This is a genomic window from Pseudomonas lurida, assembly GCF_013522705.1.
In the GTDB taxonomy this organism is placed as follows: Bacteria; Pseudomonadota; Gammaproteobacteria; order Pseudomonadales; family Pseudomonadaceae; genus Aquipseudomonas; species Aquipseudomonas quebecensis.
Genome location: NZ_JAAMRE010000002.1, coordinates 113661 through 126989, shown reverse-complemented (window position 1 = coordinate 126989; position 13329 = coordinate 113661). Strand labels below are relative to the sequence as shown.

The window sequence follows — 13329 nt, the reverse complement described above, 5'->3', positions numbered from 1 at the left end:
AATTTCGTTGGCGGCGGGCATTATGACGTGCGGCCTGATAATCACCAATGATAAGAGTTATCAAACACGCAGGCTGTAATCATTTGTCAGCGCTTTAACCACAAGAAGCCCCGACATCCTGCGGCAAAGTAGCAAAACCGGCAAATTTAGATCGAGTGGTACGTCACACCGTCGATCCAGAGCAGCAGAATCTTGCCAGCCTGTTAAAATGCCCGCCCTTTTGACCAACGACCCCACACATTCCGTATGTCCCGACTCAACCCCCGGCAGCAAGAAGCCGTGAACTACGTCGGCGGCCCTCTATTGGTGCTCGCCGGCGCAGGCTCCGGCAAGACCAGCGTGATTACCCGCAAGATCGCGCACCTGATCCAGAACTGCGGCATCCGCGCCCAGTACATCGTCGCGATGACCTTTACCAATAAGGCCGCGCGGGAAATGAAAGAGCGCGTCGGCACCCTGCTCAAGGGTGGCGAAGGCCGTGGTCTCACCGTGTGTACCTTCCACAACCTGGGGCTGAACATCATCCGCAAGGAGCATGTGCGGCTGGGCTACAAGCCAGGCTTTTCGATCTTTGACGAGACCGACGTCAAAGCCTTGATGACCGACATCATGCAGAAGGAATACGCGGGCGACGACGGCGTCGACGAGATCAAAAACATGATCGGCGCCTGGAAAAACGATCTGGTCCTGCCGCCCGAAGCCCTTGAAAACGCGCGCAACCCCAAGGAACAGACCGCCGCCATCGTTTACACCCACTACCAGCGCACGCTCAAGGCGTTCAACGCCGTGGACTTCGACGACCTTATCCTGCTGCCGGTCAAACTGTTCCAGGAACACAAGGACATCCTGGAAAAATGGCAGAACAAGGTGCGCTACCTGCTGGTCGACGAATACCAGGACACCAACGCCAGCCAATACCTGCTGGTGAAGCTGCTGATCGGCACGCGCAACCAGTTCACCGTGGTGGGCGACGATGACCAGTCGATTTACGCCTGGCGCGGCGCTCGTCCGGAAAACCTGATGCTGCTCAAGGAGGATTACCCATCCTTGAAAGTGGTGATGCTGGAGCAGAACTACCGCTCCACCAGCCGCATCCTGCGCTGCGCCAACGTGCTGATCTCCAACAACCCCCACGAGTTCGAAAAACAGCTGTGGAGCGAGATGGGCCACGGCGACGAGATCCGCGTGATCCGTTGCCGCAACGAAGACGCCGAAGCCGAGCGCGTGGCCGTCGAGATCCTCAGCCTGCACTTGCGCACCGACCGGCCCTATAGCGATTTTGCGATCCTGTATCGGGGCAACTACCAGGCCAAGCTGATCGAGTTGAAGTTGCAGCATCACCAGGTGCCGTATCGCCTGTCGGGCGGCAACAGCTTTTTCGGACGCCAGGAAGTCAAAGACCTGATGGCGTACTTCCGCCTGATCGTAAACCCGGACGACGACAACGCCTTCCTGCGCGTCATCAACGTGCCACGCCGGGAGATCGGTTCGACGACCCTGGAAAAGCTCGGCAACTACGCTACCGAACGTAAGATCTCGATGTACGCCGCCACCGACGAAATCGGCCTGGGCGAACACCTGGACACGCGCTTCACCGACCGCCTGTCGCGCTTCAAACGCTTTATGGACAAGGTGCGCGAGCAATGCGCCGGCGAAGACCCGATCAGCGCCCTGCGCAGCATGGTCATGGACATCGACTATGAAAACTGGCTGCGCACCAACAGCTCCAGCGACAAGGCCGCGGATTACCGTATGGGCAACGTCTGGTTCCTGATCGAGGCGCTGAAGAACACCCTGGAAAAAGACGAAGACGGCGAAATGACCGTCGAAGACGCCATCGGCAAGCTGGTACTGCGTGACATGCTCGAACGCCAGCAGGAAGAGGAAGACGGCGCCGAAGGTGTACAAATGATGACCTTGCATGCGTCCAAGGGTCTGGAATTCCCCTACGTGTTCATCATGGGCATGGAAGAGGAAATCCTCCCGCACCGCTCCAGCATCGAAGCCGACACCATCGAGGAAGAACGGCGCCTGGCCTACGTGGGCATTACCCGCGCGCGTCAGACCCTGGCCTTCACCTTTGCCGCCAAGCGCAAGCAATACGGCGAAATCATCGATTGTGCCCCCAGCCGGTTCCTCGACGAACTGCCGCCGGACGACCTGGCCTGGGAAGGCAATGACGACACCCCGACCGAGGTGAAGGCCGTTCGCGGCAATACCGCCCTGGCGGACATACGCGCGATGTTAAAGCGCTAGAATCGACTACTTTTTAATCTACTTTCGGCGCACAACGCGCCATTAGAGGAAGCTTTCCGTGGAAGCACTGCACAAGAAAATTCGCGAAGAAGGCATCGTGCTTTCCGATCAGGTACTCAAGGTCGATGCGTTTCTGAACCACCAGATCGACCCGGCGCTGATGAAACTGATCGGCGACGAGTTCGCCGCGTTGTTCAAGAACTCGGGCATCACCAAGATCGTCACCATTGAGGCCTCGGGCATCGCCCCGGCGATCATGACCGGCCTGAACCTGGGCGTGCCGGTGATTTTCGCGCGCAAGCAGCAATCCCTGACCCTGACCGAAAACCTGCTGTCGGCGACGGTGTATTCGTTCACCAAGAAAACCGAAAGCACCGTGGCCATCTCGCCGCGTCACCTCACCAGCAGCGACCGCGTCCTGGTGATCGACGACTTCCTGGCCAACGGCAAGGCGTCCCAGGCACTGATTTCGATCATCAAGCAGGCCGGTGCAACCGTGGCCGGTTTGGGGATCGTGATCGAGAAGTCGTTCCAGGGTGGCCGCGCCGAGCTGGACGCGCAGGGTTATCGGGTTGAGTCGCTGGCGCGCGTGAAGTCGTTGGAAGGTGGTGTGGTCACCTTCATCGAGTAATTTGCTACGAGGTGAACACGCATCAAAATGTGGGAGGGGGCTTGCCCCCGATAACAGTGGTTCAGCCAACACATTTGGGATTGATACGCCGCTATCGGGGGCACGCCCCCTTCCACAGTTGGCCCTGTGTTGGTTTTAGTGTGCGGTTGCTTGTAAGCCAGCGAGTAACAGGCGCTGATAGAGGTCCTCCTTCAAACCCTCAGGCTTGTCCAACTGCATCCGCCTCAAATGCTCTGGAAACGCTTCCGGTTCCGGCGCATCCAATGCAGCCTTGCCCAACTCGAGAATCTCCGTCAGCTTGAATTTGCTCTTGAGCCAGTTCAGCGCCCGCAACAGATCTCGCTCCTCCTGAGTGAAATCGCTGCCCAGCGGATATTCGGGGAACAAGCGTCGGTGTCGCGCCTGGATACCCTGCAACCGTTCGGGCGTGTTGTCGCTGAACCGCGGATCCAGCTGGAAATCCTTGGGCAATTTGCCGGCCTTCTGCGCCTGTTGGATCAGGTCATTCTGGAAGCGCGAGTCGGTGATGCTGAGCAAAGCCTCGATCACCTTGGCGTCCGTCTGACCGCGTAAGTCCGCGATGCCGTATTCGGTAATGACGATGTCCCGCAGGTGCCGGGGAATGGTGCAGTGACCGTAGTCCCAGACGATATTGGAACTGACCTCCCCGGCCGATTCGCGCCAGCTCCGCAGGATCAGGATCGAGCGAGCGCCCTCCAGCGCATGGCCCTGGGCGACAAAGTTGTATTGCCCACCGACCCCGCTGAGTACATGGCCGTCTTCCAACTGGTCGGCCACGCCCGCGCCCAGCAGCGTCACCATGATCGCGCTGTTGATAAAGCGCGCATCCTGGCGCTGCAGGCGCTTGAGTGCCTCCTGACCGTACAGCTCGTTGATGTAACTGATACCTGTCATGTTGAATTCAAGGCGCTTGGCGTGGGTCATTTCCTGCAAGCGCTGGTAAAAACTCCGAGGCCCTAGAAAGAAACCGCCGTGGATCGACACGCCATCGGTCTGCGCGGCGTCATCGAGCAAGCCCGCGTTGGCCTGTTCTTGAGTGGCGACATCCGGGTACACCTTGCGCCGCACGATGCCCGCGTCGGCCAGTACCAGCAGGCCATTCACGAACATTTCGCTGCAGCCGTACAGGCCACGGGCGAACGGCGCAACCCCGCCTTCACGGCTGATCAACGGCGCCCAGCGGTATACATCCAGGTCCGTCAGCAGCAGGCGATAGGCCTCGTTGTCCGCCTGACGCGCCAGCAGTGCGGCCGTGAGTGCATCGCCCATCGAGCCGATACCAATCTGCAACGTGCCGCCGTCGCGTACCAGGGTGCTGGTGTGCAGGCCGATAAAGTGATCCTGGAAACCCACCGGCATATTGGGTGTGGAAAACAGCGTGGTGCTGTCCTTTTCGTCGAGCAGGTAGTCGAACGCGTCCATGCCCAGCTCGGAATCCCCGGGCATGTAGGGTAAGTCGGTGTGAACCTGACCGACGATCAGGATGGTTTCACCCGCGTCACGGCGCCTGGCGATCATCGGCAGCAGGTCGAGGGTAATGTCGGGGTTGCAGCTCAGGCTCAGACGGTCGGGGTGTTCGGCACTGCTGGCGACCAGCTGCGCCACCAGGTTCAGGCCGGCGGCGTTGATGTCGCGGGCGGCGTGGCTGTAATTGCTGCTGACGTAGTCCTGCTGCGCAGATGCACTGTGCAGCAGGCTGCCGGGTTGCATGAAGAATTGCTGCACGCGGATATTGGCCGGCAAGCTGTCTGTGTGCAGGCCGGCGAGGAAATCCAGCTCGGGGTAATCGCCGAACACACGCTCGATGAAGGGTTCGAGAAAGCGCTTCTGCAAACCGTCGCCCAATGTCGGGCGGCCCAGGCTCAAGGCGGTGTAGATCGTCAGTGCCCGCTCCGGCAGCTTGGCGATACGCCGGTACAGCGCGTTGACAAACAGATTGGGCTTGCCCAGGCCCAGCGGCAGGCCCATATGGATATGCGCCGGCAACCGCGCCAGTACGTCATCAACTGCTTGCTCGATTGAACACAACTGCACCATCCGACCCTCCTGACATTCCATGAATTGGAGTTGGACCGAGCTTGCAGGGTCTTTGCTGCAATAACCAGCCTCGACCTATCAATTGCAGGCACAAAAAAGCCGCTCGGAAGCGGCATTTTTGGCGAAGCTAGCCGGGTTACAGACCGGACATCTTCTTGATGGCGCCCTTGAGCTCCTCATCGGAGCAATCGGCGCAGGTACCTTTGGGCGGCATGGCGTTGATACCGGTAATGGCTTTGGCCAGGATGCCATCAAGGCCGCCCTGGTGATCGGCGCGCTCTTTCCAGGCCGCGGTATCGCCGATTTTCGGCGCGCCCAGCAAACCTGTGCCGTGGCATGCATTGCAATGCTTGGCGATGATGTCATCCGGCGTTTTCGCACCGCCGCCGCCCGCCGTCACGGCCACCTCCATGCCCTTGCATTCCTGGCCCTGGACGCACACCTGGCCGACAGGCTCCAGGCGCTTGGCGATCTCATCGTTGGTCGCAGCTTGAGCGCTGACAGCCCAGAGGGCCAGTACGGTTGCTGGTGCAGCCAGCATTTTCATAATTAGGTTCACGCGTTCACCCTCAATGGTGGCTATTCACGCCTACGGCCACGGTTTCGCAGGCGGCGAAAGTATAACGGTTAGCCCGCCTGGCCGAAACAACCCCATTAAATAAAGGGAGATTCAGCCTCGCGGATACTGCCACGGGCGGCTCTGCAACGCTGGCAGGACGCCTCTTGTGTTAAAAGTTCGCGGGTGTGGCTGCGCTGATTAGTCGCGCCGGCACGTCGAACGGGTTGCGGAAACGGTGGGGCTTGGTGCTTTCAAAGTAGTAGCTATCGCCCGCTTCGAGCACAAAAGTTTCAAGACCGACCACCAACTCCAAGCGGCCCTCAAGCAAAATCCCGGTTTCCTCACCTTCGTGGGTGAGCATTTCCTCACCGGTGTCGGCGCCCGGCGGATAGATCTCGTTGAGGAACGCGATAGCCCGGCTGGGGTGCGCCCGGCCCACCAGCTTCATGGTGACCGCGCCGTCGGAGATATCGATCAGCTCATTGGCTTTATAGACGATCTGCGTCGGTATTTCCTGGAGGATCTCTTCGGAAAAGAACTCGACCATGGACATCGGAATGCCGCCCAGCACCTTGCGCAAGGAGCTGATCGAGGGGCTGACACTGTTTTTTTCGATCATCGAAATGGTGCTGTTGGTGACACCCGCGCGCTTGGCGAGCTCACGCTGGGAAAGACCTTTGAGTTTACGGATGGATTGCAGTCGTTCGCCGACGTCCAATGCAGGTGCCTCCTAGGATTCAGGCTTGTTGTAATTGAGCGTTATCATGGCGACAGCGTTCAGTATTTACAACACTTTGGCCTAAATCCCGACCAGCTCCATTCGTAACGGCGCTCAGGCCTCGGAGTAGAGCCTTGGCACCCGCCGCAGGTTGCAGAAAATCTGGTAGGGGATGGTGTCGGCGGCGACGGCGACGTCGCTGGCCAGGATGTTTTTTCCCCACAATTCCACCGTCGATCCCAGACCGGCCTGAGGCACGTCCGTCAGGTCGATACAAAGCATGTCCATGGACACGCGCCCCAGCAACCGGCTGCGCTGCCCAGCCACCAGCACCGGCGTCCCGGTGGGAGCGTGACGTGGGTAGCCATCGGCGTAACCCATGGCGACCACACCGATCCGCATGGGTTTGGGCGTGATGAACCTGGCGCCGTAGCCCACTGGCTCACCCGCCGGCAGCTCACGCACGCAGATCACTTTCGATTCCAGGGTCATTACCGGCTGCAGGCGCGCGGCCACGGCCTGGTCTTCGCCAAACGGCGTGGCGCCGTACAGCATGATGCCGGGGCGCACCCAGTCGCTGGACACATTCGGCCAGCCCATCACCGACGGCGAATTGCGCAGGCTCACCTCGGCCGCCAGGCCCTGGCGCGCCGCGTCAAACACCGCCACTTGCTCATCGCTGCTCACGCAATCGAGCTCATCGGCACGTGCGAAGTGGCTCATCAAGACGATTTTTGCAACGCTGCCGGTGGCCAGCAGGCGTTGGTAAGCCTCGTGATAATCCTTGGGATGCAGGCCGACACGATGCATGCCCGAATCCAGTTTCAACCACACGGTCAGCGGTTTGCTCAAGCGAGCCTGTTCGATAGCTTCCAGTTGCCACAGCGAATGCACCACACACCAGAAATCATGCTCGATGATCAGCGGTAGCTCGTCGGCTTCAAAAAAGCCTTCCAGCAGCAGCACCGGCCCACGAATGCCGGCGGCACGCAGTTCCAGTGCTTCCTCGATGCAGGCCACGGCAAAACCATCGGCCTGCGCCTCCAGCGCCTGGGCCACCCGCACGGCGCCATGGCCGTAGGCATCGGCCTTGATCACGGCAAGCGCCTTGGCGCCCGTGACTTCACGGGCCAATTGGTAGTTGTGGCGCAAGGCTTGGAGGTCGATCAGGGCACGGGCTGGACGCATGGCGGCAGGCTTCTAGGCGGCGGAGTGAAAAAAACCGGCACCGATCAACAGCCTCGGCGCCGGGAGAGGGATCTGAATCTAAGGCAGCGCGGCCACCACGGACAGCTCTACCAGGATGTGCGGTTCGCACAGCTTGGCTTCAACGGTGGCGCGTGCCGGGGCAACGCCTTTGGGCAGCCACGCGTCCCACACTGCATTCATGCCGGCGAAATCGGCGTCGATGTCCTTCAGGTAAATCGTCACCGACAGCAGTCTGGTTTTGTCGGTGCCGGCCAGGTCCAGCAAGCGCTCGATATTGGCGAGCGTCTCGCGAGTCTGCTGTTCAATCCCGGCGCTCATGTCATCGCCGACTTGCCCGGCCAGGTACACGGTACCGCTGTGAACAACGATCTGGCTCATGCGCTCATTGGTGAGCTGGCGCTGGATTGACATGTTTTGCGGACTCCTGGTGGTTGCCGTAACGGGAAATATCGAGGCCCGCGGCGCTGATCTGCGGGGTTTTCCTGGCCATCAGGTCGGCCAGCAAACGACCGGAGCCACAGGCCATGGTCCAACCGAGGGTGCCGTGGCCGGTATTCAGGAACAGGTTCTTGAACGGTGTGGCACCGACAATCGGCGTGCCGTCGGGCGTGGTCGGACGCAGGCCGGTCCAGAACGAAGCCTGGGCCAGATCGCCGCCTTGAGGATAAAGGTCGTTGACAATCATCTCCAGGGTTTCGCGTCGACGCGGGTTCAGCGACAGGTCAAAACCGGCGATCTCAGCCATGCCGCCGACGCGGATGCGGTTGTCGAAACGGGTAATCGCGACCTTGTAGGTCTCGTCGAGGATGGTCGAGGTGGGCGCCATCGCCGGGTTGGTGATCGGCACGGTCAACGAATAACCCTTGAGCGGGTACACCGGCGCCTTGATACCCAACGGTTTGAGCAACTTCGGCGAATAACTGCCCAAGGCGAGGACATAACGATCGGCTGTTTCCAGCTTGCCGTCGATCCATACACCGTTGATGCGCTCGCCCGCGTGGTCGAGGCGCTGGATATCCTGTTCGAAGCGGAACTCAACGCCCAATTGCCTGCACATGTCGGCCAGGCGCGTCGTGAACATCTGGCAGTCGCCGGTCTGGTCGTTGGGCAGGCGCAGAGCACCGGCGAGGATGTCGGTGACGCTGGCCAGAGCAGGTTCCACGCGGGCAATGCCGGCACGATCAAGCAGCTCGAACGGTACACCGGACTCTTTGAGTACAGCGATGTCCTTGGCGGCGCCGTCCAACTGCGCCTGAGTGCGGAACAGTTGGGTGGTCCCCAGGCTTCGGCCTTCGTAGGCAATGCCGGTCTCGGCGCGCAGCTCATCGAGGCAATCACGGCTGTATTCGGACAAACGCACCATGCGCTCTTTGTTCACCGCATACCGGCTGGCGGTGCAGTTGCGCAGCATCTGGGCCATCCACAGGTATTGATCGATATCGGCGGTGGCTTTGATCGCCAATGGCGCGTGGCGTTGCAGCAGCCATTTGATTGCCTTGAGCGGCACGCCCGGCGCGGCCCAGGGCGAGGCATAGCCTGGGGACACCTGGCCGGCGTTGGCGAAACTGGTTTCCATGGCAGCGGCGGGCTGGCGGTCGACCACCACCACTTCAAAACCGGCCCGCGCCAAATAGTACGCACTGGTTACCCCAATGACGCCGCTACCCAAGACCAGAACGCGCATTTTTATATCCTCATCGCGGCTTGGCCGCCGACGTGTGTTATTCGAGCAATGATGGGCGCAGTATAAAAAGCAATCGCCAGTGCATTTCACTATATAAATGCCTATATTTGGCGACAATTCTCGGCAAAAACCGTTTTAACAGAGGCGTATCCCCTATGCGTACCAACACCCAGACCAAGCGGGAGCTGGACAAGATCGACCGCAATATCCTGCGCATCCTGCAAACCGATGGGCGCATCTCGTTCACTGAGCTGGGGGAAAAAGTCGGCCTCTCGACCACACCCTGCACCGAGCGCGTACGGCGCCTGGAGCGCGAGGGAATCATCATGGGCTACAACGCGCGGCTCAACCCGCAGCACTTGAAGGGGAGTTTGCTGGTATTTGTCGAGATCAGCCTGGATTACAAGTCCGGCGACACCTTTGAGGAGTTCCGCCGCGCCGTGCTGAAACTGCCCCATGTGCTGGAGTGCCACCTGGTGTCCGGTGACTTTGACTATTTGGTTAAGGCGCGGATTTCCGAGATGGCCTCCTACCGTAAATTACTGGGCGACATCCTGCTCAAGCTGCCCCACGTGCGCGAATCCAAGAGCTACATCGTGATGGAAGAGGTTAAAGAGAGCCTTAACCTGCCGATCCCGGACTAAACCAATACCTGCCGGGTGCTGGCCATGTATTCGTGGATCTGTTTTTCCACCCGTGGGTGAATCAGCTCCACCGGTCGACGCCCATTGGGGCATGGCAAGGTTTCGGTGGTGCCGAACAGCCGACAGATCAGCGGCCGCTCGTCATACACCGTGCAGCCCGTGGGGCCCAGATGAACGCAGTTCAGCTCGTCCATGGCGGTCTCCTGCTCGGCAGCAGTCTTGCGCGGCAGGCGCGACATTTCTTCGGGCGAGGTGGTCACCGGCCCACAACAGTCATGGCACCCCGGCACACATTCGAACGAAGGAATCTGACGGCGCAATGCGCTGATCTTCTGACGGTTGCAACTCATCGAAACACGTACCCCACGGCGAACAGGCGTGGATTCTGCCGCAAATTGCCCTGCGCAGACAGCATCGTCCGACCGCTGTATCCTGCGTCAAATTTTCCAAACAGGGATGCTCCCCATGATCACAAGCGCCCGCCACACTGATTCCTACTACGCCGCCAGCAGCCTGCCGCAGCCCGACTACCCGGCGCTGACGGGCGAGGTGACAGCCGATGTGTGTGTGGTTGGCGGTGGCTTTTCCGGGCTCAATACCGCCCTGGAACTGGCCGAGCGCGGGTTCAGCGTGGTGCTGCTGGAGGCCCGCAGAATCGCCTGGGGCGCCAGCGGGCGTAACGGCGGGCAATTGATCCGCGGGGTCGGTCATGGCCTGGACCAGTTCGCCAGCATCATCGGCACCGACGGGGTCCGACAGATGAAACTGATGGGCCTTGAGGCCGTGGAGATCGTGCGCGAGCGCGTTGAACGCTTTCAGATCGCGTGCGACCTGACGTGGGGCTATTGCGACCTCGCCAACAAGCCTCGCGACCTGCAAGGCCTGGCCGAAGATGCCGAAGAACTGCGCAGCCTCGGCTATCGTCATGAAGTGCGCCTGCTGCAAGCCAACGAAATGGACAGTGTGATCGGTTCCGGGCGCTATGTGGGCGGCATGATCGACATGGGCTCCGGCCACCTGCATCCGCTGAACCTGGCTATCGGCGAAGCCGCCGCCGCCGCGCAACAAGGCGTAAAGCTGTTCGAGCAATCGCCAGTGACGCGTATCGACTACGGCCCCGAAGTCCAAGTCCACACCGCCCAGGGCACGGTACGCGCCAATACGCTGGTGTTGGCCTGCAACGCTTATCTCAATGGCCTTAACCCTCATCTGAGCGGCAAGGTACTGCCCGCCGGCAGCTACATCATCGCCACCGAACCCTTGAGCCAGGCCCAGGCCACTCAATTACTGCCGCGCAACATGGCCGTCTGCGATCAGCGGGTGACCGTGGACTACTTCCGCCTGTCGGCCGACCGGCGCCTGCTGTTCGGCGGGGCCTGCCATTATTCCGGTCGGGACCCCAAGGACATCGGCGCGTATATGCGTCCGAAAATGCTGCAGGTGTTCCCGCAACTGGCCGACGTGAAGATCGATTATCAATGGGGCGGCATGATCGGCATCGGCGCCAATCGCCTGCCGCAGATCGGGCGCCTGAGCGATCAGCCCAATGTGTATTACGCCCAGGCCTACGCCGGCCATGGCCTCAATGCCACACACCTGGCGGGCAAGCTGCTGGCCGAAGCAATCAGCGGCCAGCAGCACGGGCGTTTCGATCTGTTCGCCCAGGTGCCGCACATGACCTTTCCCGGCGGCAAGCATCTGCGCTCGCCGCTGCTGGCATTGGGCATGCTTTGGCACCGCCTCAAAGAGCTGGTCTGATCAATCACGCCAGAACGGTTTCAGGCCTTCCTCCAGCGCCTGTTCGGCACTCAAGCCGATGTCGCGCAGTTGCTCGCCGGTCAAGTGCAGCAAGGCCTTGCGGGTGTGGCGACGGCGCCAGAACAGCCCCCAACGGCTGATATCGCCCGGCGTTGCGGCCCGAGCTTGGTCAGCCTCCAGCTCCTGACTGTATAACCTCAGGCGCACATCGCTCATACCGTTCATTTTTGCTGCCCCTCATTTGTCGGTTGCCATGAGTGACTAGAATGAGCGAGTGGACCAAACCATTACAGATTCAACAAGCGCTTATTAAATCCATACAGATACTGCCACTTGAAAGTTGAATCCTGTATTTTCCCAGGATCTGTACTGGTCCCCGGGAGCGACCGCCATGACCCTCTACGTCAACCTCGCCGAGCTGCTGGGCACTCGCATCGAACAAGGCTTCTATCGCCCAGGCGACCGGTTGCCCTCCGTACGGGCGTTAAGCGTGGAACATGGGGTGAGCCTGAGCACCGTGCAACAGGCCTATCGCCTGCTGGAAGACCACGGCCTGGCGACACCTAAACCCAAGTCTGGTTACTTCGTGCCCGCGAGCCGTGAGCTGCCTGCGTTGCCGGAGGTAGGACGGCCGGCACAGCGCCCGGTGGAAATCTCCCAGTGGGACCAGGTGCTGGAACTGATTCGCGCTGTGCCGCGCAAAGACGTCATACAGATGGGCCGTGGCATGCCCGATGTACTGTCGCCCACCCTCAAACCCTTGCTGCGCAGCCTGGCCCGCGTCAGCCGGCGCCAGGATCTGCCGGGGTTGTACTACGACAACATCCTGGGCTGTATGGAACTGCGCGAGCAGATCGCCCGGCTGTCATTGGATTCCGGCTGCCAACTGGGCGCCGAAGACATCGTGATCACCACCGGCTGCCACGAAGCGCTATCGGCCAGCATCCACGCCATCTGTGAGCCGGGCGACATCGTCGCGGTGGACTCACCGAGCTTCCATGGCGCCATGCAGACCCTCAAGGGGCTGGGCATGAAAGCCCTGGAGATCCCCACCGATCCGCTCACCGGCATCAGCCTCGAAGCCCTGGAGCTGGCCCTCGAACAATGGCCGATCAAGGTCATCCAGCTGACCCCCAACTGTAACAACCCCTTGGGCTACATCATGCCGGAAGCGCGCAAACGCGCGCTGCTGACCCTGGCCCAGCGCTTTGACGTGGCCATCATCGAAGACGATGTGTATGGCGAATTGGCCTACAGCTACCCGCGCCCGCGCACGATCAAGTCCTTCGACGAAGACGGCCGCGTGCTGCTGTGCAGTTCGTTCTCCAAAACCCTCGCCCCAGGCCTGCGCATTGGCTGGGTTGCGCCGGGCCGGTATTTGGAACGCGTGCTGCACATGAAATACATCAGCACCGGCTCCACCGCCACGCAGCCGCAGATCGCCATCGCGGAATTTCTCAAGGGTGGCCACTTCGAACCGCATTTGCGGCGGATGCGTACGCAATATCAGCGCAATCGCGACCTGATGCTCGATTGGGTCAGCCGCTATTTCCCGGCTGGCACACGCGCCAGTCGGCCACAGGGCAGCTTTATGCTGTGGGTAGAACTGCCGGAGGGCTTCGATACCCTCAAGCTCAACCGCACGTTGATGCAGCAAGGGGTACAGGTGGCGGTCGGCAGCATTTTTTCCGCGTCGGGCAAGTACCGCAATTGCCTGCGCATGAATTACTCGGCCAAACCCACCCCGCAGATTGAAGAAGCGGTGCGCAAGGTCGGAGCGGCCGCGACGGCGATGCTGGCAAGCGACTGACC

13 protein-coding genes are annotated in these 13329 nt (G+C 60.6%); 5 read left to right on the top strand and 8 right to left on the bottom strand.

Annotated elements, in window-relative coordinates; genetic code table 11:
- Window positions 1–246: 246 nt before the first annotated feature.
- Together rep and G7025_RS02215 are read left to right on the top strand one after the other, a co-directional pair.
- Window positions 247–2256, top strand: a complete 2010-nt coding sequence (gene rep / locus G7025_RS02220) for a DNA helicase Rep (protein ID WP_181076301.1) — start codon at window positions 247–249, stop codon at window positions 2254–2256.
- 58 nt (window positions 2257–2314) lie between these two features.
- Complete coding sequence (locus G7025_RS02215; RefSeq protein WP_181076300.1) at window positions 2315–2887, top strand: xanthine phosphoribosyltransferase; 573 nt, start codon at window positions 2315–2317, stop codon at window positions 2885–2887.
- Window positions 2888–3022: 135 nt separating this feature from the next.
- Here G7025_RS02215 and G7025_RS02210 read toward each other — a convergent pair whose 3' ends face one another.
- The 6 genes from G7025_RS02210 to dadA form a co-directional block, all read right to left on the bottom strand.
- A complete protein-coding gene (locus G7025_RS02210) occupies window positions 3023–4945 on the bottom strand; it encodes an acetyl-CoA hydrolase/transferase family protein (protein ID WP_181076298.1) in 1923 nt (640 codons plus the stop codon).
- 136 nt (window positions 4946–5081) lie between these two features.
- A complete protein-coding gene (locus tag G7025_RS02205) occupies window positions 5082–5492 on the bottom strand; it encodes a c-type cytochrome (protein ID WP_305437754.1) in 411 nt (136 codons plus the stop codon).
- A gap of 181 nt (window positions 5493–5673) precedes the next feature.
- Window positions 5674–6222: a cupin domain-containing protein gene (locus G7025_RS02200; protein WP_005792468.1), complete on the bottom strand. Its 549-nt coding sequence runs from the start codon at window positions 6220–6222 to the stop codon at window positions 5674–5676.
- Between the two features lie 114 nt (window positions 6223–6336).
- Complete coding sequence (gene alr, locus G7025_RS02195) at window positions 6337–7410, bottom strand: alanine racemase (RefSeq protein WP_181076296.1); 1074 nt, start codon at window positions 7408–7410, stop codon at window positions 6337–6339.
- 78 nt (window positions 7411–7488) lie between these two features.
- Window positions 7489–7842 carry a RidA family protein gene (locus G7025_RS02190; RefSeq protein ID WP_181076295.1) on the bottom strand — a complete coding sequence of 118 codons (354 nt, stop codon included), beginning with the start codon at window positions 7840–7842 and terminating at the stop codon, window positions 7489–7491.
- Window positions 7814–9115 carry a D-amino acid dehydrogenase gene (dadA, locus tag G7025_RS02185; RefSeq protein ID WP_181076294.1) on the bottom strand — a complete coding sequence of 434 codons (1302 nt, stop codon included), beginning with the start codon at window positions 9113–9115 and terminating at the stop codon, window positions 7814–7816. The genes G7025_RS02190 and dadA overlap by 29 nt, the downstream gene beginning before the upstream one ends.
- A gap of 155 nt (window positions 9116–9270) precedes the next feature.
- On the opposite strand from dadA, the gene G7025_RS02180 reads away from it, so the two are divergent.
- Window positions 9271–9759, top strand: a complete 489-nt coding sequence (locus tag G7025_RS02180; RefSeq protein WP_003176896.1) for an Lrp/AsnC ligand binding domain-containing protein — start codon at window positions 9271–9273, stop codon at window positions 9757–9759.
- Here the strand turns inward: G7025_RS02180 and G7025_RS02175 are convergent.
- Entirely contained in the window at window positions 9756–10109 is a 354-nt protein-coding gene (locus tag G7025_RS02175) for a YkgJ family cysteine cluster protein (protein ID WP_181076292.1), read from the bottom strand. The genes G7025_RS02180 and G7025_RS02175 overlap by 4 nt on opposite strands.
- Before the next feature lie 115 nt (window positions 10110–10224).
- Here G7025_RS02175 and G7025_RS02170 point away from each other — a divergent pair, with 115 nt between their 5' ends.
- Complete coding sequence (locus G7025_RS02170) at window positions 10225–11517, top strand: NAD(P)/FAD-dependent oxidoreductase (protein ID WP_181076291.1); 1293 nt, start codon at window positions 10225–10227, stop codon at window positions 11515–11517.
- Here the strand turns inward: G7025_RS02170 and G7025_RS02165 are convergent, their stop codons facing one another.
- Window positions 11518–11742 (bottom strand): DUF1127 domain-containing protein, encoded by a 225-nt coding sequence (locus G7025_RS02165; RefSeq protein ID WP_181076289.1) that lies wholly within the window; start codon window positions 11740–11742, stop codon window positions 11518–11520.
- 166 nt (window positions 11743–11908) lie between these two features.
- On the opposite strand from G7025_RS02165, the gene G7025_RS02160 reads away from it, so the two are divergent.
- Window positions 11909–13327 carry an aminotransferase-like domain-containing protein gene (locus G7025_RS02160; RefSeq protein WP_181076287.1) on the top strand — a complete coding sequence of 473 codons (1419 nt, stop codon included), beginning with the start codon at window positions 11909–11911 and terminating at the stop codon, window positions 13325–13327.
- Window positions 13328–13329: the final 2 nt, after the last annotated feature.

Coding starts and splice junctions, on each gene's coding strand:
- rep (WP_181076301.1), top strand. CDS start 247: ATGTCCCGACTCAACCCCCGGCAGCAAGAAGCCGTGAACTACGTCGGC.
- G7025_RS02210 (WP_181076298.1), bottom strand. CDS start 4,945: ATGGTGCAGTTGTGTTCAATCGAGCAAGCAGTTGATGACGTACTGGCG.
- G7025_RS02205 (WP_305437754.1), bottom strand. CDS start 5,492: ATGAAAATGCTGGCTGCACCAGCAACCGTACTGGCCCTCTGGGCTGTC.
- alr (WP_181076296.1), bottom strand. CDS start 7,410: ATGCGTCCAGCCCGTGCCCTGATCGACCTCCAAGCCTTGCGCCACAAC.
- G7025_RS02190 (WP_181076295.1), bottom strand. CDS start 7,842: ATGTCAATCCAGCGCCAGCTCACCAATGAGCGCATGAGCCAGATCGTT.
- dadA (WP_181076294.1), bottom strand. CDS start 9,115: ATGCGCGTTCTGGTCTTGGGTAGCGGCGTCATTGGGGTAACCAGTGCG.
- G7025_RS02180 (WP_003176896.1), top strand. CDS start 9,271: ATGCGTACCAACACCCAGACCAAGCGGGAGCTGGACAAGATCGACCGC.
- G7025_RS02175 (WP_181076292.1), bottom strand. CDS start 10,109: ATGAGTTGCAACCGTCAGAAGATCAGCGCATTGCGCCGTCAGATTCCT.
- G7025_RS02170 (WP_181076291.1), top strand. CDS start 10,225: ATGATCACAAGCGCCCGCCACACTGATTCCTACTACGCCGCCAGCAGC.
- G7025_RS02165 (WP_181076289.1), bottom strand. CDS start 11,742: ATGAACGGTATGAGCGATGTGCGCCTGAGGTTATACAGTCAGGAGCTG.
- G7025_RS02160 (WP_181076287.1), top strand. CDS start 11,909: ATGACCCTCTACGTCAACCTCGCCGAGCTGCTGGGCACTCGCATCGAA.